The 22,100-nt window shown below is 48.2% G+C and carries 19 protein-coding genes and 1 pseudogene; 8 read left to right on the top strand and 12 right to left on the bottom strand.

The window, feature by feature from the left end:
• From FDX19_RS13535 to FDX19_RS13525, 3 genes and pseudogenes are all read right to left on the bottom strand, one after another.
• A pseudogene (locus tag FDX19_RS13535) lies at positions 1-64 on the bottom strand (dimethyl sulfoxide reductase subunit B); the annotation flags it as partial.
• Positions 65-74: 10 nt separating this feature from the next.
• Positions 75-2,513 carry a selenate/tellurate reductase subunit YnfF gene (gene ynfF / locus FDX19_RS13530; protein WP_137383115.1) on the bottom strand — a complete coding sequence of 813 codons (2,439 nt, stop codon included), beginning with the start codon at positions 2,511-2,513 and terminating at the stop codon, positions 75-77.
• A gap of 138 nt (positions 2,514-2,651) precedes the next feature.
• Complete coding sequence (locus tag FDX19_RS13525) at positions 2,652-2,957, bottom strand: DUF1161 domain-containing protein (RefSeq protein WP_137383118.1); 306 nt, start codon at positions 2,955-2,957, stop codon at positions 2,652-2,654.
• Positions 2,958-3,063: 106 nt separating this feature from the next.
• Here FDX19_RS13525 and FDX19_RS13520 point away from each other — a divergent pair, with 106 nt between their 5' ends.
• Positions 3,064-3,774: a YnfC family lipoprotein gene (locus FDX19_RS13520; protein ID WP_137383114.1), complete on the top strand. Its 711-nt coding sequence runs from the start codon at positions 3,064-3,066 to the stop codon at positions 3,772-3,774.
• A 6-nt stretch (positions 3,775-3,780) separates the two neighbouring features.
• Here the strand turns inward: FDX19_RS13520 and speG are convergent, their stop codons facing one another.
• Positions 3,781-4,341 (bottom strand): spermidine N1-acetyltransferase, encoded by a 561-nt coding sequence (gene speG / locus FDX19_RS13515; RefSeq protein ID WP_101743063.1) that lies wholly within the window; start codon positions 4,339-4,341, stop codon positions 3,781-3,783.
• A 37-nt stretch (positions 4,342-4,378) separates the two neighbouring features.
• Complete coding sequence (locus FDX19_RS13510; protein ID WP_137383113.1) at positions 4,379-4,720, bottom strand: DUF1283 family protein; 342 nt, start codon at positions 4,718-4,720, stop codon at positions 4,379-4,381.
• Between the two features lie 154 nt (positions 4,721-4,874).
• Here FDX19_RS13510 and FDX19_RS13505 point away from each other — a divergent pair, with 154 nt between their 5' ends.
• The 4 genes from FDX19_RS13505 to FDX19_RS13490 all read left to right on the top strand — a co-directional run bounded on the left by FDX19_RS13505 (position 4,875) and on the right by FDX19_RS13490 (position 9,555).
• A complete protein-coding gene (locus FDX19_RS13505) occupies positions 4,875-5,201 on the top strand; it encodes a YnfA family protein (protein ID WP_137383112.1) in 327 nt (108 codons plus the stop codon).
• A 107-nt stretch (positions 5,202-5,308) separates the two neighbouring features.
• Positions 5,309-6,523: a starvation-sensing protein RspA gene (gene rspA / locus FDX19_RS13500; RefSeq protein ID WP_005121148.1), complete on the top strand. Its 1,215-nt coding sequence runs from the start codon at positions 5,309-5,311 to the stop codon at positions 6,521-6,523.
• A gap of 60 nt (positions 6,524-6,583) precedes the next feature.
• Positions 6,584-7,918: an MFS transporter gene (locus FDX19_RS13495; RefSeq protein ID WP_137383111.1), complete on the top strand. Its 1,335-nt coding sequence runs from the start codon at positions 6,584-6,586 to the stop codon at positions 7,916-7,918.
• 161 nt (positions 7,919-8,079) lie between these two features.
• Positions 8,080-9,555 (top strand): mannitol dehydrogenase family protein, encoded by a 1,476-nt coding sequence (locus tag FDX19_RS13490; protein ID WP_137383110.1) that lies wholly within the window; start codon positions 8,080-8,082, stop codon positions 9,553-9,555.
• A gap of 65 nt (positions 9,556-9,620) precedes the next feature.
• Here the strand turns inward: FDX19_RS13490 and ydfZ are convergent, their stop codons facing one another.
• The 3 genes from ydfZ to ydfG all read right to left on the bottom strand — a co-directional run bounded on the left by ydfZ (position 9,621) and on the right by ydfG (position 11,534).
• On the bottom strand, positions 9,621-9,824 hold the full coding sequence (ydfZ, locus tag FDX19_RS13485; RefSeq protein WP_003032393.1) for a putative selenium delivery protein YdfZ: 204 nt from the start codon (positions 9,822-9,824) through the stop codon (positions 9,621-9,623).
• Between the two features lie 190 nt (positions 9,825-10,014).
• Complete coding sequence (locus FDX19_RS13480; RefSeq protein ID WP_137383109.1) at positions 10,015-10,701, bottom strand: GntR family transcriptional regulator; 687 nt, start codon at positions 10,699-10,701, stop codon at positions 10,015-10,017.
• 86 nt (positions 10,702-10,787) lie between these two features.
• The gene (ydfG, locus tag FDX19_RS13475) at positions 10,788-11,534 is read right to left on the bottom strand and encodes a bifunctional NADP-dependent 3-hydroxy acid dehydrogenase/3-hydroxypropionate dehydrogenase YdfG (protein WP_137383108.1); all 747 of its coding nucleotides are present in this window, start codon (positions 11,532-11,534) and stop codon (positions 10,788-10,790) included.
• Between the two features lie 137 nt (positions 11,535-11,671).
• Here ydfG and dcp point away from each other — a divergent pair, with 137 nt between their 5' ends.
• Complete coding sequence (gene dcp, locus FDX19_RS13470; RefSeq protein ID WP_137383107.1) at positions 11,672-13,717, top strand: peptidyl-dipeptidase Dcp; 2,046 nt, start codon at positions 11,672-11,674, stop codon at positions 13,715-13,717.
• Between the two features lie 312 nt (positions 13,718-14,029).
• Here the strand turns inward: dcp and FDX19_RS13465 are convergent, their stop codons facing one another.
• From FDX19_RS13465 to FDX19_RS13455, 3 genes are all read right to left on the bottom strand, one after another.
• Positions 14,030-15,736 (bottom strand): LeoA/HP0731 family dynamin-like GTPase, encoded by a 1,707-nt coding sequence (locus tag FDX19_RS13465; RefSeq protein WP_137383106.1) that lies wholly within the window; start codon positions 15,734-15,736, stop codon positions 14,030-14,032.
• Entirely contained in the window at positions 15,736-17,934 is a 2,199-nt protein-coding gene (locus FDX19_RS13460; protein WP_137383105.1) for a GTPase, read from the bottom strand. Before FDX19_RS13460 ends, FDX19_RS13465 begins: the two co-directional genes overlap by 1 nt.
• A gap of 269 nt (positions 17,935-18,203) precedes the next feature.
• Positions 18,204-18,572 carry a hypothetical protein gene (locus tag FDX19_RS13455; protein WP_137383104.1) on the bottom strand — a complete coding sequence of 123 codons (369 nt, stop codon included), beginning with the start codon at positions 18,570-18,572 and terminating at the stop codon, positions 18,204-18,206.
• A gap of 450 nt (positions 18,573-19,022) precedes the next feature.
• Between FDX19_RS13455 and FDX19_RS13450 the strand changes: the two genes are divergently transcribed.
• Complete coding sequence (locus FDX19_RS13450; RefSeq protein WP_137383103.1) at positions 19,023-19,949, top strand: diguanylate cyclase; 927 nt, start codon at positions 19,023-19,025, stop codon at positions 19,947-19,949.
• Between the two features lie 282 nt (positions 19,950-20,231).
• On the opposite strand, the gene mgtS is transcribed toward FDX19_RS13450, so the two are convergent.
• Positions 20,232-20,327: a protein MgtS gene (mgtS, locus tag FDX19_RS13445; protein ID WP_003032406.1), complete on the bottom strand. Its 96-nt coding sequence runs from the start codon at positions 20,325-20,327 to the stop codon at positions 20,232-20,234.
• A 484-nt stretch (positions 20,328-20,811) separates the two neighbouring features.
• Here mgtS and urtA point away from each other — a divergent pair, with 484 nt between their 5' ends.
• The gene (gene urtA / locus FDX19_RS13440; RefSeq protein WP_137383102.1) at positions 20,812-22,083 is read left to right on the top strand and encodes an urea ABC transporter substrate-binding protein; all 1,272 of its coding nucleotides are present in this window, start codon (positions 20,812-20,814) and stop codon (positions 22,081-22,083) included.
• Positions 22,084-22,100 lie beyond the last annotated feature (17 nt).

The raw sequence follows: 22,100 nt of genomic DNA, 5'->3' as shown, positions 1-22,100 counted from the left end.
GTTCGCAAGTTTTGCAACCGGTGCAACGGGCGGAGTCGATAAAAAATCCGTATTGAGTCGTCATGGGTTACACCTTACGCCTTTTCAACCTGAACGAGATTACTGTGGGATGGATTCCCCTTCGCTAACGGAGAAGGACGATGTGACGTGAGAATGTTGATAGAGCCACCGTGATCGATCTGGTCACCAAACATATCAGCATTGAGCCATGCGCCTTGGCCGATGGCTGTCACGCCGGGCAAAATACGCGGTGTGACTTTCGCGGCGATCAGCATCTGACCATTGCTGTTAAACACCCGCACCGTATCGCCGTGATGAATGCCACGTGAACGAGCATCGACGGGGTTAATCCAGATTTCCTGTGGGCATGCCTGTTGTAAAACATCAATGTTGCCGTAGCTTGAGTGAGTTCGCGCCTTATAGTGGAATCCGGTGAGCTGTAGCGGATACGTTTTGCGTTTGGGGTCGTCCCAGCCGTCAAAGCCTGGCGCATAAGCCGGTAGCGGATGCACAATCTCGTCTTGCTTGAGTTCCCATGTCTCGGCAATGGTGGCCAGCCTTTCAGAGTAAATCTCAATTTTCCCTGATGGCGTTTTCAATGGGTTTGCCGCAGGATCTTCGCGGAATGAACGGAAGGCGACATAGTGTTCTTCCGGGCATTTTTTCTTGAAAATACCGGTTGTTTTCATCTCTTCGTAATCCGGCATTTCCGGGTTACGTTCTTTGGTTTTGGCATGCAGATATTTCACCCACTCGTGCTGGGTGCGGCCTTCCGTGAATTTTTGATAGACGTCCGGGCCCAGGCGTTTCGCGACTTCACTTAACATCCAGTAGATGGGTTTTCGTTCAAATTTAGGTGAGGTAGCGGGCTGTCCGAGGATCACATAGCCCATATTCCCGGCGGACTCATGTGAAATGAGGTCTTCTTGTTCAGTAGGCATCAGATCCGGCAGCAGGATGTCGCAGTACTTCGCCGATGCGGTCATAAAGTGCTCAATGCCGACAATCATTTCGCACTTACTGTCATCCTGTAAAACGTCATGAGTATGAGCAATATTGCCATGCTGGTTGATGAGCGTATTGCTGGCATAGCACCAGATAAACTTGATAGGCACATCCAGTTTATCTTTGCCGCGTACACCGTCGCGGGTGGCTGTCATTTCTGCGCCATGATCGATAGCATCCGTCCAGGTGAACACCGATATCTGTGTTTTGACCGGATTCTCTAACATGGAGAACCATTCAACGCCCAGATCCCAGGTTCCTTCACGCATACCGGAGTTACCGCCGTTAATTCCCACGTTTCCTGTTAAAACAGAGAGCATGGTGATTGCTCGGGCTGTCTGTTCACCGTTGGAATGGCGTTGCGGTCCCCAGCCCTGACAGATGTAAGCCGGTTTTGCCGAACCGATTTCACGCGCTAACTGGATGATTTTGTCTGCGGGGATGCTGGTAATCTGAGATGCCCATTGCGGGGTTTTGGCAATTCCGTCCGGGCCGTCACCTAATATATAGGCCTTGTAGTGCGCATTACGCGGTGCGCTGGCGGGGAGAGTGGTTTCATCGTAGCCGACGCAGTATTTATCAAGGAAAGGTTTATCAATCAGATCTTCTGTGATCAGCACCCAGCCGATTGCGGCGGCCAGTGCAGCATCCGTCCCTGGGCGAATAGGCAGCCATTCATCTTCACGACCTGCGGCGGTGTCATTGTAGCGTGGATCGATAACGATCATTCTGGCATTTGACCGCTCACGCGCCTGCTCGACATACCAGGTTACGCCACCGCCGCTCATACGCGTTTCGGCTGGGTTATTACCAAACATCACAACCAGCTTTGTGTTGGCGATATCGTCGGGGCTGTTACCGTCGTTAGCACCGAACATATATCCCATGGCGGCGCTGATTTGTGCGGTGCTGTAACTCCCGTAACGGCTTAGATAGCCGCCACAGGAATTCATCAAACGGTAGGGGACGTTGGAGTTCGTGATATTACCGCCATCCACACCGGTACCGTAAAGAACGTGAACGGCTTCATTACCGTAATCATGCAAAATACGCTTCAGGTTTCCGGCAACGGTATCCAGCGCTTCATCCCAACTGATACGCTCAAATTTACCTTCACCGCGTTTACCAACGCGTTTCATCGGGTATTTGAGGCGGTCAGGGTGGTTCATACGACGGCGAATCGAACGACCGCGCAAGCAGGCGCGAACCTGGTGATTACCGTAGATATCATCGCCGGTCGTATCAGATTCAACCCAGTAGACTGCATCATCTTTCACATGCAGACGTAAAAGGCAACGGCTGCCGCAGTTAACCGTACAGGAACTCCAGACAGCTTTATCTTCAACAGGTTGCACTGATTGCTGTACGGCAGCAGCAGCGGCACGAATACCAAAGGGTAGTGACAGGCCTCCGGCAGCAAGTGCCAGTGAACCTATAGCCGAGGATTTCACTAACGTCCTGCGGCTAATACCTCCATATTGCTCATCTTCAGACATAACCCACTCCATTGTAATTGTCGTTATATATATTGTTTTATAACGAAATAACTAGCTTGCTAACAATGAAGTTGAGTCTACCTATTTATAGGTAAATCTTATTAATGCATATCAAACAGGAGTGACCCTCCGCGAACGGAGGGTAAAAATTTATTGCGGTTCAGCCACGTGGCCGTCCTGAGAAGGGCTACTGTTTGCGGGCGCGTTACCGCTGTGGGTTCGGGTATAGAGGATCTTGTGCGTATCATTGGCACAATGACCGACCACCAGTGAATCAGGCTGATCGGCCTGGTCATTAGGAACAATATTCAGCGTGAAACTGGATTCCGCGACACCATTATTCATAATGCGCTGTTCGATATCACTCTTCACGCGCTCACAGGACGCGGGTGCCGCCAGGATCTGCGGGGAAGCGACCAATAATAAGCTCGCGGCAATTCCTGCTATGTATTTCATCATCAACTCCTTTCGTGATCGACATAAACTAAGATTAGCATTTCTGGTGTAAATAACTGTATTTGCTAATATGATTGAGAATTATCTTCTTATCCCGGTGAAAAATGTGAAGAAACAGACCCTGTTAGGTTTCCTGTGTATCGTGTTGGTTGGGTGTGATAACGCCAAAGGGCTGGTGTCCTTTACGCCGGAAATGGCCAGCTTCTCCAATGAGTTTGATTTTGATCCGCTACGCGGCCCGGTGAAAGATTTTAGTCAGACACTGCTTAATGACAAAGGCGAAGTGACTAAGCGCGTTACAGGTACGCTCTCGCAGGAAGGCTGTTTTGATACGCTGGAATTGCATGATGTCGAAAACAATACGGGTATGGCATTAGTGCTGGATGCGAACTTCTATCGGGATGCCGAAACGCTGGAAAAACGGATCCGTTTACAGGGGAAATGCCAACTGGCAGAACTGCCTTCGGCGGGCGTAGTGTGGGATACCGACGATAACGGTTTTATTGTGTCCGCCACGGGAAAAGAGATGAAAGTGCAGTACCGGTATGACGCGGAAGGCTACCCGCTCGGCAAAACCACCATCAGTAAGGACAATACGCTGCAGGTTGAGGCTAAACCGTCAGCCGATCCATTGAAAAAACTGGATTACACGGCAGTAAGCATGCTGAACGATCGCCCTTTAGGTAACGTCAAACAAACCTGTGAGTATGATTCGTATGCTAATCCGGTCAACTGCCAGCTGGTTATCGTTGACGAAAGCGTAAAGCCGGCAGTTGAGCATCATTACTCGATTGAAAACACCATTGATTACTACTAACCGTTTTTACTGAGCGGTAGGTTGTAACAGGTTGGAACCCGGTGTTTTGTGGTCGGCCAGATATTGCTGTTGGAAGATACACATGCGAATGGTGTTACGGTATTGGCCGTTAATAAAGAACTCATGAATCAGTTCACCTTCCACCATAAAGCCAAGTTTGCGGTAGATGTGAATTGCTTTTTCGTTCTCTTTATCAACGATCAGATACAGCTTATATAAATTAAGCACGGTAAAACCGTAATCCATCGCCAGCTTTGCCGCGCGTGTTGCCAGACCTTTGCCCTGGTAATCCGGGGAAATGATGATCTGAAATTCAGCCCGGCGGTGCACATGGTTTATTTCAACCAGCTCCACCAGCCCGGCTTTCTCACCGTCACACTCGACCACAAAACGGCGTTCACTTTGGTCGTGAATGTGTTTGTCATACAGGTCTGACAGCTCAACAAACGCTTCGTAAGGTTCTTCAAACCAGTAGCGCATGACGCTGGCGTTGTTATCAAGCTGATGGACGAAACGTAAATCTTCACGCTCCAGCGGGCGCAACTTTACACTGAGGGCGCTTGCCATATCGTATCCTTTCAATATCTTCTGGTGAGCACAATGATTATGGGGCAACGGTGCGGCCAGTGCGGCGATCGAGACAACGCAGGGTGTTAGGCTCCCAGTACGCATTCAGGTTCGCGCTTTGTTCGCATTTATCACGGCTATCAAAAGCAGCGTCGGCTTTGTCCCACTCTTTCTCTGTACGCTTGTTGACTTTCTGACGCAACTGACGCGTATCGTTCCATTGTTCCTTTTCCATTGCGGCCTGTTGACGACTTTGCGCACTGTCCCCGGACTCTATGACCAGTTTACTGGTTTCAGCAAATGCGGAAGAGGTGTACACAGCCGCCGCCAGCGTCAGCATCGCCGTCAGGCACAGGCGTTTGGTCAGTGTAATTTTCATAGCGAATTCCTTTAATGAGAAAGGGAAAAAAACGATAAAACAGGGTTAAATTCTACACTATTCCTGCGCGAGGGCATACCCACTGGGCGCATATGGATACGTTGGACATATTCTGTCGTATCATGGTTAAACCGAAGGTAACTGAATAACTTCAATGCTTAAGACAACATTACTTTTCTTCGTCACCGCGTTATGCGAAATCATTGGCTGCTTTTTACCCTGGCTCTGGCTTAAGCGTGGAGCGACGGTCTGGTTGCTGGTTCCCGCTGGGGTATCATTAGCGCTGTTCGTCTGGTTGCTGACGCTACATCCGGCGGCGAGTGGGCGGGTATATGCCGCATATGGTGGTGTCTATGTGGTGACTGCATTGCTCTGGTTACGCATTGTCGATGGCGTAAAACTGAGTCTGTACGACTGGTCCGGCGCGTTAGTGGCACTGTGTGGGATGTTGATCATCGTGGCTGGATGGGGGCGCGCATAGCGCCTTTTTTGTGATCAGTGAGCGTTTTTTTGATCTTCATACTTGTATGGTAGTGGCTCAGTTGGGTAAATTTCCTGCATCACAAGAAGAGATGTAAGGATTAAAAAATGAAGATTGTCGGGGCTGAAGTTTTTGTTACCTGTCCAGGGCGTAATTTTGTCACGCTGAAAATCACGACAGACGATGGGATCACTGGATTAGGGGATGCCACGCTGAACGGGCGTGAATTATCCGTGGCGTCCTACCTGAAAGATCATGTGTGTCCACAGCTAATTGGGCGTGATGCGCATCGAATTGAGGATATCTGGCAGTTTTTCTACAAGGGGGCTTACTGGCGTCGCGGCCCGGTAACGATGTCGGCGATTTCTGCGGTGGATATGGCCCTGTGGGATATCAAAGCGAAGGCGGCGAATATGCCGTTGTACCAGTTGCTGGGTGGCGCATCACGCGAAGGTGTCATGGTGTATTGTCACACAACGGGTCATTCCATTGATGATGTGCTGGAGGATTACGCGCGTCATAAAGAGATGGGGTTTAAAGCGATCCGTGTGCAGTGTGGTGTACCGGGAATGAAGACCACCTACGGTATGTCTAAAGGTAAAGGTCTGGCCTACGAACCTGCGACCAAAGGCCAGTGGCCGGAAGAACAACTGTGGTCGACGGAGAAATATCTCGATTTCACACCGAAATTGTTTGAAGCCGTTCGCAACAAATTTGGTTTTGATGAACATCTTCTGCATGACATGCATCACCGCCTGACGCCAATTGAAGCGGCCCGTTTTGGCAAGAGCATTGAACAATACCGTTTATTTTGGATGGAAGACCCAACCCCAGCTGAAAACCAGGCGTGCTTCCGCCTGATCCGCCAGCATACGGTCACGCCGATTGCCGTAGGGGAAGTCTTCAACAGTATCTGGGACTGCAAGCAGCTTATTGAAGAACAGCTGATTGACTATATCCGCACCACTATTACCCATGCAGGCGGTATCACCGGTATGCGTCGTATTGCTGATTTTGCTTCACTTTATCAGGTACGCACGGGTTCTCATGGACCTTCCGATTTGTCGCCAGTCTGCATGGCCGCTGCGCTGCATTTCGATCTGTGGGTACCAAACTTCGGGGTGCAGGAATATATGGGTTACTCAGAACAGATGTTGGAAGTGTTCCCGCATAACTGGACCTTTGATAACGGCTATATGCACCCAGGAGACAAACCTGGTCTCGGTATTGAGTTTGACGAAAAACTTGCAGCGAAATATCCGTACGATCCCGCATATCTGCCGGTCGCCCGTCTTGAAGATGGCACGCTGTGGAACTGGTAAGTGTAAATTTTACGTACGAAAGATGTTGATTAACCCAATACCCTACAGAAGGTTAAACTTATGGTTAGTTCAGTCGATATTAAAAATAACGTAGATAATAAGCCCATTATTCGTCGAGTAGCTTCAGCATCCGCAATTGGTACTGCTGCTGAGTATTATGATTTTTTTGCATACGGGACAGCAGCTGTACTCTTTTTTGGTCATTTATTTTTCCCAAGTGAAGATCCGTTAATAAGTACTCTCGCTGCTTTTGCAACCTATGCTGTTGGTTTTCTCGCTAGACCATTAGGAGGAATTGTCTTTGGTCATATTGGCGATAAGGTTGGGCGTAAAAAAGCACTGGTTATTACCATCTTAATTGTTGGTTTGGGGACGTTCTGTATCGGGTTATTACCTACATATGAGAAAATAGGCGTCTGGGCTCCAGCTTTACTTATTTTTATTCGTGTATTACAGGGATTTGGGGTCGGAGGAGAGCAAGCCGGCGCAGTACTGATGACGGCTGAATATTCTGAACCCAAGCATCGTGGATTTTTTTCCAGTTGGGTTCAAATCGGTGCCCCGGTTGGTTTCCTTCTGCCGTTAGCACTCTTTGCGTTGTTAAATGCCACACTTTCTCCAGAGGCAATGATGGATTACGGGTGGCGTATACCGTTCCTGTTGAGTCTGTTACTGGTTATTGTTGGGCTGTTTATCCGCTTAAAAATTGATGAGTCACCTGTCTTTGCTCAGATTAGGGAGACAAAAGCAGAAGAATCACGTCCACTCGTTGAAGTTATCCGTGATTTCCCTGGCATTGTTGTCAAGGGAGTCTGTGCGAAACTGATTGAAGCTTGCACATTTGCAATGTTCACCGTGATTGTTTTGGCTTACGGTAAGGCAAATAATCTTGATGCTAATATCTTGATGGAGACAATGATCGTTGCGGTGATATTAGAAATCATTGCAATACCGTTGATGGGGTCGCTATGCGATAAAATTGGACGTAAACCAGTCTATATTATCGGTGCGTTGCTGCAGGTCGTTATGATTATTCCTTTCTTCCTTGCGATTAATCAGGATAGTTTTTGGCTTACACAAATAGTAATGATCATGGTGCTGAGTATTGGGCATAGTATGTGCTATGCACCTCAGGCTTCATATTTCCCAGAGCTTTTCCCAACTCATATTCGCTGTAGCGGAATAGCATTAATTTGGCAACTGGGGTCGCTAATAGGCAGTGGGATTCTTGGCTTAGTAGCAGTAAAAATTCTGCAAGTAACAGGTGGACATTACTATGGACTTGCAACCTATGTGATTGTACTTGGCGTTATCTCAATTATTGGTTTGTTGATGATGCCGGAAACCGCTCCGCAAAGACTTAAGCGCGAATACCAGCAGTGGCAGAAACATTAATATCCTTTGGCGGCAGTATGCCGCCAAATTCACCGACTTTGGTACACAACTAAATAAATGATGTCATACCAATCATAGAAAGTTTAATGCAAATCAAAACATACAACCATACAGGCGTTACTCTGAGACAGTCCTGATTTCATTGATAAGTAGGTCATACAATGCAAAACAAGCTCTTAGCGGCAAAGGCTGCACTTCCTGGCTACGATCGTACAAAATTGGTTCCGCGTATTGTTCACCTGGGGTTCGGTGCTTTCCACCGCGCACACCAGGGGGTATACGCTGACATTCTGGCAGCAGATCACAATAGTGACTGGGGATACTGCGAAGTAAACCTGATTGGCGGAGAGCAGCAGATTGCTGATTTGAAACAGCAAGATAACCTGTACACCGTTGCGGAAATGTCTGCGGATGCCTGGACCGCAAGAGTTGTTGGCGTGGTGAAAAAGGCGTTGCATGCGCAGGTTGATGGACTGGAAGCAGTACTGGCCGCGCTGTGCGAACCGCAGGTGGCGATCGTTTCCCTGACCATTACTGAGAAGGGGTATTGCCACTCTCCGGCAACCGGGCAATTGATGTTGGATAACCCGATGATTGCCGCCGACCTGCAAAATCCAAAACAGCCGAAGACGGCGCCGGGTGTGGTGGTTGAAGCACTTGCACGCCGTAAAGCCGCAGGTTTAGGTGCGTTTACTGTGATGTCTTGTGACAACATGCCCGAAAACGGTCATGTGATGCGCAATGTTGTCACCGCATATGCACGCGCGGTGGATGCTGAGCTGGCCGCATGGATCGAACAACATGTGACGTTCCCGTCAACAATGGTTGACCGTATTGTCCCGGCGGTAACCGCAGATACGCTGGACAAAATTGAACAACTTACCGGGGTGCGCGATCCGGCGGGTGTGGCATGCGAACCGTTCCGTCAGTGGGTCATTGAAGATAACTTTGTCGCTGGGCGTCCAGAATGGGAAAAAGCCGGGGCTGAACTGGTGGCAGATGTTATCCCGTTCGAAGAGATGAAGTTGCGTATGCTTAACGGCAGCCACTCTTTCCTTGCTTACCTCGGCTACCTGGCAGGATATCAACACATCAACGACTGCATGGGGGATGAGAACTATCGTCTCGCCGCCCGCGCCTTGATGCTGCAGGAGCAAGCGCCAACATTAAAAGTGAAAGGGGTGGATCTCCAGCATTATGCCGACTCACTGATTGACCGCTATAGCAACCCGGCGTTGCGCCACCGTACCTGGCAGATTGCCATGGACGGTAGTCAGAAACTGCCGCAACGTATGCTTGACTCTGTGCGTTGGCACATCGTGCACGGTAGTGGTTTTGATCTGCTTGCACTCGGTGTGGCAGGTTGGATGCGCTATGTCGGGGGTGTGGATGAGCAGGGACAAGCCATTGAAATTAGCGATCCACTGCTGCCAGTGATCCAGAAAGCGGTACAGAACAGTCACGAAGGTGAAGATCGCGTGCAGGCGCTATTGGCTATTGACGCTATTTTTGGTAACGAACTGCCACAGATTGAACTGTTTAAAAAGCGGGTTACAGAAGCGTACCTGACTTTGTTGGCGGAAGGTGCGAAGGCAACGGTTGCGAAATATGCGGCGAAATTACAGTCAGTAAGATAACGCTTTATGTCGCCATCCGGCTTTAACGACAGCCAGATGGCGCATTGTTTTGGCATTCACACCAATTAGTTCATGCCTAAACGAATCAGTTCGAGGGGGGCATATTTGCCTTCACATCCTTCGATTTCCACTGTTTTACCGCGGCGGATTTGCTCAGCGGTCAGGCCATCGGTGTCAATGGCTGTAATGCGGCCGGTGAGTCCGGTGTCACTAATCATGACACGGCTGCCAGTGGTGATTGCGTTGCGGTTACGATCGTATGTTTTCATGGTGTTTTCTCCTTTCCAACTTACCGTCAAAGCCCGTGGGCTTTTAGTCCCACGTAACGGGCGCAATATAAATACGCTTCTCGTTAATGATTTTTTTTGTTTTCGATCAAAATCACAGCTTTTTTTATGGGGATATGCAGGAGAGGGAATCGTTCGGGGAAACTCACCTCAGTAAGAGGTGAGCTACGTATTAGTCTTCGCTAAACCAGTCGCTATTTTCCTGACGAATAAGCTGAACAGATTCGCTAATTTCCTGTAGGTGCAGCTTCATTGCGTGTTCGACGGCATCGCCATCATGTTTTACCAGCGCTGCAAAGATATCATGGTGCTGACGAAGTAGCATTTCAGGTGGGGAGACATGGTCCAGACTCATATAGCGCACACGGTCAATCGTGGCTTTAATATTCTCGACGGTGTCCCAGGCAAGCTGGCAATCAGCGATTAATGCCAGTTTCTGATGAAACTCATCATCAAGCTGGAAAAAATCGTTGAGCTGCTTACGGTCAATGGCAATGCGTTGTTGATGCAGGTTTTGTTCCAGTTGATAGCACTGGTTGTCGGTGATCATCGAGGCGGCGCGGCGGGCTACGGCACACTCAATGGCCTGACGTACAAAACAGCCATTTCGCACCTGCGACAGCGAGATCTTATTCACGTAACTGCCACGTTGTGGACGGATCTGAATCAAACCGTTCTCTGCCAGTTTGATGAATGCTTCTCGTACCGGCTGGCGAGACACGTTAAAGCGTACGGAAACCTCTTTCTCCGACAATGGCGTACCGGGTGCAATCAGGCAATGCACGATATCGCTGCGAAGAATACGGTAAATCTGTTGATTTACCGGCTGTGTAGGGTTGAGCTGCGTTTCTACGGTCATTCATTCTTACTTATTAGAGAGTTAACCCGGCTATTTTATCACTTATCGCGCGCTTTCTATACCCGGCACAAGGCCGGGTATCTCATTTAGCTTCGATGCACGCTGAGCCCGGCAAAAGACTGGGTGACTGGCATCATCTCAAGGGTATTGATGTTGACATGAGCCGGTAACGAAGCAACCCACCATACGGCTTCAGTGACATCTTGCGGAGTCAGTGCAGTGGTATTTTCGTAGGTTTTACCTGCTTTATCATCGTCGCCTTTGAAACGCACATTAGAGAACTCGGTACCGCCAACCAGTCCGGGTTCAATGTCGGTAACGCGGATCGCGGTGCCGTGTAAATCTGTACGCAGGTTCAGACTAAACTGACGAACAAACGCTTTGGTTGCACCATACACGTTCCCGCCAGCATAAGGCCAACTACCGGCGGTAGAGCCGATATTAATAATGTGGCCGCGGTTACGCTCGACCATGCCAGGCAGAACGGCACGCGTCATATAAATCAGGCCTTTGTTGTTGGTATCGATCATGGTTTCCCAGTCATCAACATTCGCTTTGTGGGCTGGCTCAAGACCCAGCGCCAGACCGGCATTGTTGACCAGAATATCGATATTGCGCCATTCGGCGGGCAGGGCGTCCAGCATCTCTTCAATGGATGCGCGATTGCGTACGTCAAGCTGGGCGGTATACAGATTATTACCCAGTTCATCTTTCAGTTCCTGCAGACGTTCCTGGCGGCGTCCGGTGGCAATAACTTTATGCCCATTCTCAATAAAACGACGCGTAATGCACTCACCAAAACCTGCTGTTGCTCCGGTTACTAAAACGATCATCTCACTGTTCCTCAACGCTTTTTATGTAGTACTACCATAGCACGTCATTTCTGTTCAGAGCTATTCCTGCTTAACGAGATTGCGGTCGAATCCTGGGAGGCCTACTCTAGTAAACAAATCGTTTTCAGGAGGAAAAGATGTCGTTAACAAATCCTTTTTTGCACCACAGCACATTACCTTACCAGGCACCGCAATTTGATCAGATTGAAGATTGCCATTATCGGCCCGCGTTTGATGAAGGTGTGAAACAAAAACGCGCTGAAATAGCGGCGATTGTGCAAAACCAACAGGCTCCTGATTTCACAAATACATTGCTGGCGCTTGAGCAAAGTGGGGCGTTGTTGACGCGCGTCACCAGCGTTTTTTTTGCGATGACGGCGGCGCATACCAACGATGAGCTGCAGCGGCTTGACGAGGCCTTCTCCGCCGAACTGGCTGCGCTGGCCAATGATATCTACCTCAATGACGCACTTTTTGCGCGTATAGATGCCGTCTGGCAGCAACGCTCTTCGCTGGAGCTGGAAGGTGAGTCATTGCGTCTGTTGGAGGTGGTTCACCAACGCTTTGTGTTGGCAGGTGCGCGTCTTAATGACGCCGACAAAGCGCGCCTGAAAGCGCTAAATACGGAGTCGGCGACGCTAACCAGTCAGTTCAATCAGCGTCTGCTGGCGGCGAACAAAGCAGGTGCACTGGTCGTGGATGATGTCCGGCGACTTGACGGACTTAGTGCAGAGGAAATTGCCGTTGCGGCGCTAGCCGCCAGTGACAAAGGACTTGAGGGACGCTGGGTTATCCCACTATTGAACACCACACAACAACCGGCGCTTGCTGCATTACGCGATCGACAGACACGAGAAAACCTGTTTACCCAGGCATGGACGCGGGCGGAAAAAAATGATGCCAACGATACCCGCGCTATCATTAAACGGCTGGTGGAGATCCGCAAAGAGCAGGCAACATTACTGGGCTTTGCGAATTTTGCAGCCTGGAAAATTGCCGATCAGATGGCGAAAACGCCAGCAGCGGCACTCTCTTTTATGCGGGCGATCGTGCCTGCTGCACGTCAACGTGCGCTGAATGAGCAGGCTGAAATTCAGAAAGCGATTAACCAGCAACAGGGCGAATTCGAGGTTGAGGCCTGGGACTGGGCATTCTATGCCGAGCAGGTACGCCGTGAAAAATATGCTCTTGATGAAGCGCTACTTAAACCTTACTTTGCCCTTGATACGGTGCTGAATGAAGGTGTTTTCTGGGCAGCAAACCAACTGTTTGGCATTAAATTCATCGAGCGCTTTGACATCCCTGTTTATCATCCGGATGTACGGGTTTGGGAAATTTTCGATCATGATGGCGTAGGACTGGCGCTGTTTTATGGTGATTTCTTTGCCCGTGACTCAAAAAGTGGTGGTGCCTGGATGGGGAATTTTGTTGAGCAATCGCTGCAAAATGAAACCAGACCGGTCATTTACAACGTCTGCAACTATCAGAAACCTGCTCAGGGCCAACCCGCCTTGCTGCTGTGGGATGATGTCATCACGTTGTTCCATGAGTTCGGACACACGTTACATGGTCTGTTTGCCAGCCAACGGTATGCAACGCTGTCAGGCACGAATACCCCGCGTGATTTCGTCGAGTTCCCGTCGCAGATTAACGAACACTGGGCGAGTGATCCGCAGGTTTTTGCGCGTTATGCTCGCCATGTTGAAACGGGTGAAAAAATGCCCCAGCCATTGCTGGAGAAGATGCAACGGGCCAGCTTGTTTAACAAAGGTTATGATATGACGGAGCTTCTCAGCGCTGCATTGCTGGATATGCGCTGGCACAGCCTGGAGCAGAGTGTGTCATCACTGTCAGTCGATGAATTTGAGCAACAGGCCCTGGCTGCGGAAGGACTGGATCTGCAGGCTGTACCGCCGCGTTATCGCAGTAGCTATTTCGCCCATATCTTCGGCGGTGGTTATGCCGCAGGGTATTACGCTTATTTATGGACGCAAATGCTGGCCGATGACGGCTATCAGTGGTTTGTAGAACAGGGCGGGTTGACTCGTGAAAACGGACAGAAATTCCGCGAAGCGGTTTTGTCCCGTGGTAACAGCACTGATTTAGCTGAGCTTTATCGCCAGTGGAGTGGCCGCGACCCCAAAATGGAGCCAATGCTCAAACACCGTGGTTTGAGCGCTTAAGACATTGTCAGCCAAAAAGTTAAACCGGGCGCGATGCCCGGTTTTTAGCTGGATTTTTTCTTCATCAAAATTCCTCCCTAAAATGAATCCTTAAATTCTGCAAAATTTGCAGGGGGGCCTTCCTCCGCTCTGTGCCAGAAGCGAACGTGGTTAGCGACTGCCTCTTGCAAAGGCGAGGGCGAAGGCCAGGATCCATTTAGACATTTAAAAGTTAAAGCAATAAGTCCTGCGCCATCTTCAAGGCATCATTTGAATACGTATCTGGGCCAGGCACATTACAACCCTCCGTGCCCATCCAGGTTTCTTCCAGACTCAGTCGTTCGCACGCGTGTATTCAGCGTCAATCGCTTCCGCATCCGCGCGCCAGCGGGAAAAAAGGGATTGTTGCTCGCGGATCGCCTGCATCGTTGTCTCAAGATTGGTCATTTCGTCCTGCATCTCTGCGAAGCCGGTAAAATGCTTACGGTCAAAATCACTCTCTTCCAGCGTATTAATCAACCCCTCGCGCTGCTGATTAAAATTTCCCACCATGGATTCAATCATTTTCTTGAACTCTTCTTCACGTTTCGCTTGGTTATAGGTATCCCAGAGTTCAAGCGCAACGCCGACAAATACCAGCGCGCCGTTCATGCCTTTTGCAAATTTTATGGCACCCCAGGGCTTAAATTTCAGAAATTTGCCCAGTTCTAATCCGGCCATTTTGCCAACCGTTACCACGCCATCACGCGCCGCAATCACGGTTGTACTGTTGATGAAATTGCTCTTAACGATGTAATTGAGCCCTTGCTTACCCATGGCTGCAATATTACCGTTGTAATGATTAATCTCCGCACTGTAGCCCAGATGCATTTTCCGGATAGCATTGTTAACGGACTGGACACGACGATCGAACTCGTTTTCGAGACGGGTATTAATCACGATGCCTTTTTCGCCTATTTCGTTCTCGAAAAATTCCACATAGGTTTCGAGACTTAGGCCTTTGGCCCTCAAAATCAAATCTTTAAAGTAATCAGTAACGAAGGTTTTCAAACTGATGCGGGCGTCAGTGATGTCGCGTTGCATCATGAGCAGCTCTTTAGAGAGCCGGGTATGCATCGATGAAAGACCTTCAACCTCCTTCTTAATTCGATCATCGTTAGCGATCGCCTCAGGAAGTTTTCGGAACAAAATATCCTTTATTACGCTCTTTTTCGTCTCTTCACTCAGTGCCAGTGCACCGCCGCTGCGCTCGATTTTGTAACTTGTCGCATCCTGCAATTCGACGATGTGGGAAAGGGCCTGGAATTTGTCAGGATTCTCCAGCCAATATTCCGTTCCCATATCAAAGGGGTTGGCCGCAACAGCAACAATACTGAGCGCATCACGTTCCTGCTGGGTCAGCGCAATCAGGTCACTAAGGCGAGAACTCACATTTTGGCGTTTCACCAGCATATTAGACGTGTAATCCTCTTCGTCCTCTACGTCAGCTACCTCATCGAAACGGCTAAGCACAAACACCGTTCGGTCGAGCAGGTTCAGTGTGCGGAACAACCATTCAAGGTCGGCCTTGTGGCTTTCTTTAATCGGGTTGGTGGAGTTCATGACGTAGAGGATCAGATGTGCCTCGCTGATATACTTTTTTGTCATGTCCTTGTATTTTTCGACGGCTCGGGTGTCCTCATTGAACTGCTCTTTAAAACCAAACAGCCCAGGCGTATCGATCAGAACAAAATCAGAACCCACGTCGTACACTTTGACTTCGTTGGATGACTCCTGATGGCTGATGTTCATGCTAGCTTTATCCAGACGCCCCATCCATGCCGCTGCAATGGAGGTTTTACCTTCGGAAAAACCTCCGATCAGAGCGATTTTTAATTTCCCATTCGCAGCATTCTCTTTGGCCGCCTCAATTTTATGAATAAGTTGTACATCGACCGGGACACCGACCTTTTCCCCCTGCTCGAGAAATGCAGTCAGTTCATCCAAAATGTAAATATTGCGTAACTGTTGCGCTTTAAAAGCCTCAAGCGTTTTTTCCATTACTTAGCTCCAGAAAAATCAATTTCATTAGATAACAGGCGCAACGCTGCTGCCGCCTGAGTCAAAATCTCATTTATGCTTGATACCTGCTGTACCGGTGCTTCCAACATTACTTTGAGTTCGGCTATTTTCTTCTTCAGTTCAGGGAAGGCCTTTTCGATACCTTCTAAGATTGCGCCATTCATATGAGCGGCCACATTGCTGAGATTTTTGTCAGCTGACTGCTTCTGTTGCGACATTTTGTAGTTGGAGCTGAAAAAGCTGCGCACCGCCTTGTAAGCCGCAAAGGCAAGGCTTGCGAGTGCAGGGGCAAGGACTAGCCATCCCGCAGGGTTCCAAAATAGCAGCGCACCTCCTGCAAGCGATGCCAATAGCCCTGAGACCTTGATGCCATTATCAATATCAATGGTGAGTGGAAACTCGCTACTGAACTGATGTTTTTGCAGGCTTGCGAAGGTGTCGAGTATCTCGTGAGCGTGCTGCTGGAATTGCTCAATAATGTCGCTAGTCTCAAGCTGAAAACGTTCGAGCTCTTTTTTCAGTGCTTCTGGGAGGGATTTTTCAAGCTTGCCGTGCTCCCTGCTGATGGCAGACTCCAGCTCACTTTTAAAACGGTCGGTGCTAATGTCACCGTCAATGGCCTGATAAACTTGTTCCCGTGCCTGATTACGGAACTGGTTAATTCCCTCATCAGCTCGGTCAATCAGTCGCTGGTACAGTGACTTCAGAGCAAGGTCAAGCTGCTTATGCGCACTGTCTTTTTTATCACTGAACTGACTGGCAAGCCCGGCATAGGTGTCCTGTTGCAGCGTAGTCACTTGTGCTGCAATATCATCCAGCACAACGCGAGTTTTTTGGGTGTTTGAGCGGGTAATTTTTTCTTTGCTGTCGGTCACGAGCTGCTGTGTTAATACGCGCGCAAGTTCCGCAACGCCCGTTTTCTCAAGTAACTGTTCTCTGGTAAAGGATTTTAGAAATTTATCGCGGCTTTTAATGTACGACCCGCCAGGCACCAAATGTTCAGCCACACTGAGAAACCCTGGCATGGCGCTGACAACCAGCGTATCTCGATAGTTGTCACCCAGTTGTTCGCGCATTTTTTCATTAAGATCCTTGATACTCTGCGCTTCATCCTCATTCACCAAGGGTTTGTTAAGACTCATCGCATTTGTCACACGCTTATTAAACAATGTCCAGACCTCGGTCTGCGCATTAAGGTGTGATTTAATTTTCTCCAGTGTTCCGGGATTTTCTTCATCACCTTTCTGCGGTGCAGTTGCTTTGCTGGTTACATAAAACACCGCATGCGCTTTCTCGACCGCTCGCTTAATTTGTTCGAGCACCTTGCTCTCTTTACCTTCAATACCAGGAATATCCAGTAGAGCAAAACGCTGGCCATGTGCTTCGAAAGGATAAAGAGTGGCGTCCAGAGTGAAGTCTGACAGACCAGTGCCGATGATTTCACCATCCGCCAGCGCGTTTAGTTCGCCAAGTTGGTTCTCCACTCTTGCCCGTAGCTCTATAATCGTCTGCCGCTCTCTGTCGCATTCCGCTTGCTGGCTTGTTAAGGACTGTGTTGCCTGACTAATTTCAGCGTCCAATGCCAGTTGTCGCTTCCTCAGCTGTTGTTGTTGTTTTTGCTCTGGGGATAGAATGTATAGGGCTATCAGCCGACGTATTGCGGACCAATGCTTTTTCTGATCTTCAATAAGCGTGCTCAGTAGCGACAATTCTTTCTCAAGTTCAGCTTCCCGCGCAGCATAGCTTCCTCGTAATTCTGCTATAGCCCGGCTAAGGGCCTCGGTCCGGGTCTCATTGTCTTTCAACAGCCGTTCGTTGTTCTCAAGAATCTCAGGCGAGAGATTATGTTGTTGCTGAAACTTGCGAAAAGCATCTTGTCTGGCGAGTTTAGATTCTTCCTTAAGCAGGATGCGCAGTGCTTCAATAACGGTTGATTTTCCGGCGTTTGTTTCGCCGTAGAAGGCGATAGTAAACGTCTCCCACTCAGCATTCGCGCTCAAGCTTTCGATGGCTTCATTTAACCGTGTCTGGAAACTTTCAAGTTGAAGACGGGCTTGGTCGTTGGCTTTCTTTAGCGCAGTGTCGGTTACAGGCTTAGTAAGATTATCGAGAATGCGTCCAACTTCTTGTGAGATTTTCTTGTAGACCTGTCCGGAGGTCTCAATAGCGGCAGACATGCAGAATCCTTTGAAGTTAATCCGTTTTAATCCGTTGGGTGGCGGCATACACGACCCGGCCATATATACAGACCCTAATGTTAAATCGGCAGAATGAGAAATTTCTTTAAAAAAAACGGATTGATAACTGATTATCTACTATGACACATATCTGAAGCGCGAAATCGCGCTCTGCCACTGGGATGATGCGCCCGCTTTATTCTATAAGGATTATATTCGGGTAGGTAAGCTGATTTCAGGTATGGGCGGGCAGATTCTTTACCGCGAAGCTACTCCCATTTAAACGATGCGTTATCTTTGTTGAAAATGATGGTGGCCTGATGCCATTCCTTACCATCAAGGATCATTTCCAGACATTGTGTGGGGTAAAGAAAATCAGCAGGTTGAAATTGTTCATATTCGGATTCAGATGTGAGCATGACGTCATGATTGACGTTGACTATCGAACCCTCAGGATTTTTAGGGTCAGGGGATTTTATGCACAATAGCCGGGCCTGATAAAAATCATCGGGAAGCCCTTCCAGCATGCAGCCTGTAGCCCATTGAATGAGTTGCTCGTTCGAGTATTGATCGTTCGACTCTTCTGTCTTTTGTTGTGTGGTGATGAGACGGTGAAGGGTTTTGAGAAAAGAAAACATATCATCTCCTGATTGCAGCTCACGCCAACATAGCACCAAATAAACTGAACCGTCAGCAGACGAGAACACAATGTAGCGAATGAAGCAACTATTTTGGGAACATTCCTGGAACCGATGCTGATTAATTGGAAACCATAGCAGTAATTTCTCTCTAACACCGTTAAGGTAATGGTTGATTCTTAATCACATTTCATGCGGTTAATATTATCGTCTTTTTTGCGATTTGACTTAGACGTGTTTTGTTTCATTAAATATAAGATAAGAATAATCACATTCATTCTATTGCATTGATTATCATGGTTATTTTTATTTCAATTTAATTTATTATCATGCGAAGTAATCTTTATTTTCTTTCCTTAATATTAATTTCTATTAAAAAATTTACATAAATTTTCCTTTTGGGCGCTAAAATACCCATGTCTAAATGTTCATACAGGGAAGGAAACCGTGATGATCAGAAGAACACAGGAAATAGATGCAATTTTAATCGAACTTAACAAATCAATTGATGCTCATTATAAGTGGCTAGTGAAAATGTTCCGCTGTGTGGTGTCATCAGACGTTACTCAGCCTGATATTTCTGGCGACGACTCTCACGTTGTTTGTCAATTTGGCCAGTGGCTCAAAGACCATCCACAGCACGATGATGATGAATGTAGTTATGTCAGTAAGATTAACTCGACACATGAGAAAATGCATTTGTTAGGCAAGGAATTGCTCTTGGCTATCGTGGAAGAGCGTAGCCATTCATGGCATTTCGACAGTTTCCAGGATGCGTTACTGGCATTTACGTCTGCGGTCATGGACTACAAAATATATTTACTGACTATTCGCAGTAATATTGATGTGCTAACAGGTTTGCCTGGCAGAAGAATGCTCGATGAGTCGTTTGACCAGCAGCTACTCGATGCTGAGCCGCTTAACCTGTACATATTGTTGCTGGATATCGATCGTTTTAAACATGTTAATGATACCTACGGGCATCTGGTTGGTGACATGGTATTGCGCAGTCTGGCGTCAAATTTATTATCATGGACGCGATATGATGAGGTTGCTTATCGCTATGGTGGTGAGGAATTTATTGTCATCATCCGCACCAAAACGGACGAGCAGGCATGCCAGGCAGGGTTGCGTCTTTGTCATCTGATTGGCCAGAAAAAAATCCCTTATCCAGAAGGCGAAATCGGCATAACGGTAACGGCTGGCATTACCAGAGTTCAACAGGGTGAAACGCTGGACAACGGTCTTGGGCGTGCTGACAGAGCCATGTATGAAGGGAAGCAGACCGGCAGAAATCGCTGCATATTTATGAATGAAAAAGAGAAAATCACGTTAGTTGGCATCAATGATCAACCGACACTGCTCGTCAGAGCGTGAATTTTATCAGCGCAGATCGGCTGTAGTTACGTTTCGTTTAACTTCCATTGTGGTTGTCGGTGATATGTTAGCCGACTATTCGTTATCTTCGCAGGGAATTGCCAGATAACGTATAAAGCAAAACACAAATCTATCCATGCAAGCATTTACCGCTGGTTTTCCGGCGGTTTTTTTTACCTGTAATTCAGAGAAATGATTCAGGGAAGGGAAGCAGGTAAAAAAATGGCCCCTTGTGCAGTTACGCGACAAGGGGCCGGTTCGGCGCAGGATTATCTCCGTTCATCAATCATCCCATCTGTGGCTAAAATACGCGGCCAGGAAACCGGAAAATAAAATAATTCCCAGAACAGCCATAAAAATATTCATATTACCTAGCATAGTAAATGCTCCTTTATCTATGAGTTTCCTCTCTTACCTTAATTTCACCTCGTTAATGACTATAGTAGCAATTCGAACTTAAACAAAGAGTGAACTGTGTGATTATTTCGTCTGAAATGTAAAGTTATGGCTTTTTCTCGTCGAAGAAAATAAATAATAGTGACCAAACAGGCGTCTCCATCGGCAAATAATCACAATTTTATCCTGTCATCCGCTGTAGCTGCCAGGTTGTCCGGACACATGATGTTGCACGTTTATAATGCAACACCGCGTCATGGTGGTTCAATTTTTCTCTCTTGCCGTTATGACGACGCATTCTTTTATCTGCATTTTATTGGCGATATTTATAATTTATTGAATTATCTGCTGTTTTTATATCTGGCACCGTTTTTGCCTTATCCCTTCTGAACACCCTTAATTTGCACCGTTTTGTCTGTCCGGCTGCACCGGAGCTTTCAGCAAGTCTACTTTCAGGAGTGAAACTATGCAGCGTCGTACATTATTAAAAGCCTTTGCTCTTTCGGCCTCTGTTGTGGCTATGGGGATGAGTTTTAGCGTTCAGGCTGCCGACACCATTAAAGTTGGCATCATGCATTCGTTGTCCGGGACAATGGCTATTTCTGAAACACCGCTGAAGGATGTGGCGTTGATGACCATTGATGAGATCAACGCCAAAGGCGGTGTACTGGGAAAAAAACTGGAGCCGGTAGTAGTTGATCCGGCGTCAAACTGGCCGCTGTTTGCCGAAAAAGCCCGTCAGTTGCTAAGCCAGGACAAAGTGGCGGTGGTTTTTGGTTGCTGGACATCAGTTTCGCGCAAATCTGTCCTGCCGGTATTTGAAGAGTTAAACGGTCTATTGTTTTATCCCGTGCAGTACGAAGGTGAAGAGATGTCACCTAACGTTTTCTATACCGGTGCTGCGCCCAATCAGCAGGCCATTCCGGCGGTTGAGTATTTGATGAGTGAAGACGGTGGCAGTGCAAAACGTTTCTTCCTGCTGGGCACCGACTACGTCTATCCGCGAACAACCAATAAAATTCTCCGTGCCTGGCTGCATTCAAAAGGCGTCGCGGATAAAGACATTGAAGAGGTCTATACCCCGTTTGGCCACAGCGATTACCAGACCATCGTCGCCAGCATCAAAAAATTCTCCGCCGGAGGGAAAACGGCGGTGGTATCTACCATTAATGGCGACTCTAACGTTCCGTTCTATAAAGAGCTGGCAAACCAGGGCCTGAAAGCGACCGATGTTCCGGTTGTTGCGTTCTCTGTTGGAGAAGAGGAGTTACGCGGTATTGATACCAAACCTCTGGTAGGCAATCTTGCGGCCTGGAACTATTTTGAATCCGTTGATAATGCCACCAATAAGCAATTTATCGCTGATTATCGCGCCTATGCGAAAGCGCACAAACTGCCGAATGCTGATTCTGTGGTCACAAACGATCCGATGGAAGCCACGTATGTTGGCCTGCACATGTGGGCGCAGGCTGTTGAAAAAGCCGGAACGACGGACGTCGATAAAGTTCGCGCAGCCATGTCGGGGCAATCATTCGCTGCACCTTCTGGCTTTACGCTGACAATGGATGCAACGAACCATCACCTGCATAAACCCGTCATGATCGGCGAAATTGAAAGTAACGGTCAGTTTAACGTGGTATGGCAAACGGATGCCCCGGTCCGTGCCCAACCGTGGAGTCCGTATATCGCCGGGAATGATAAAAAATCTGAACAACCCGTCAAAACCGCCAGCAACTGATCTTACGCCCTCCTGTG

The sequence above is a fragment of the Citrobacter sp. wls619 genome (assembly GCF_005281345.1).
Classification (GTDB): domain Bacteria; phylum Pseudomonadota; class Gammaproteobacteria; order Enterobacterales; family Enterobacteriaceae; genus Citrobacter.
This window is presented reverse-complemented; position numbering and strand designations above follow the sequence as displayed.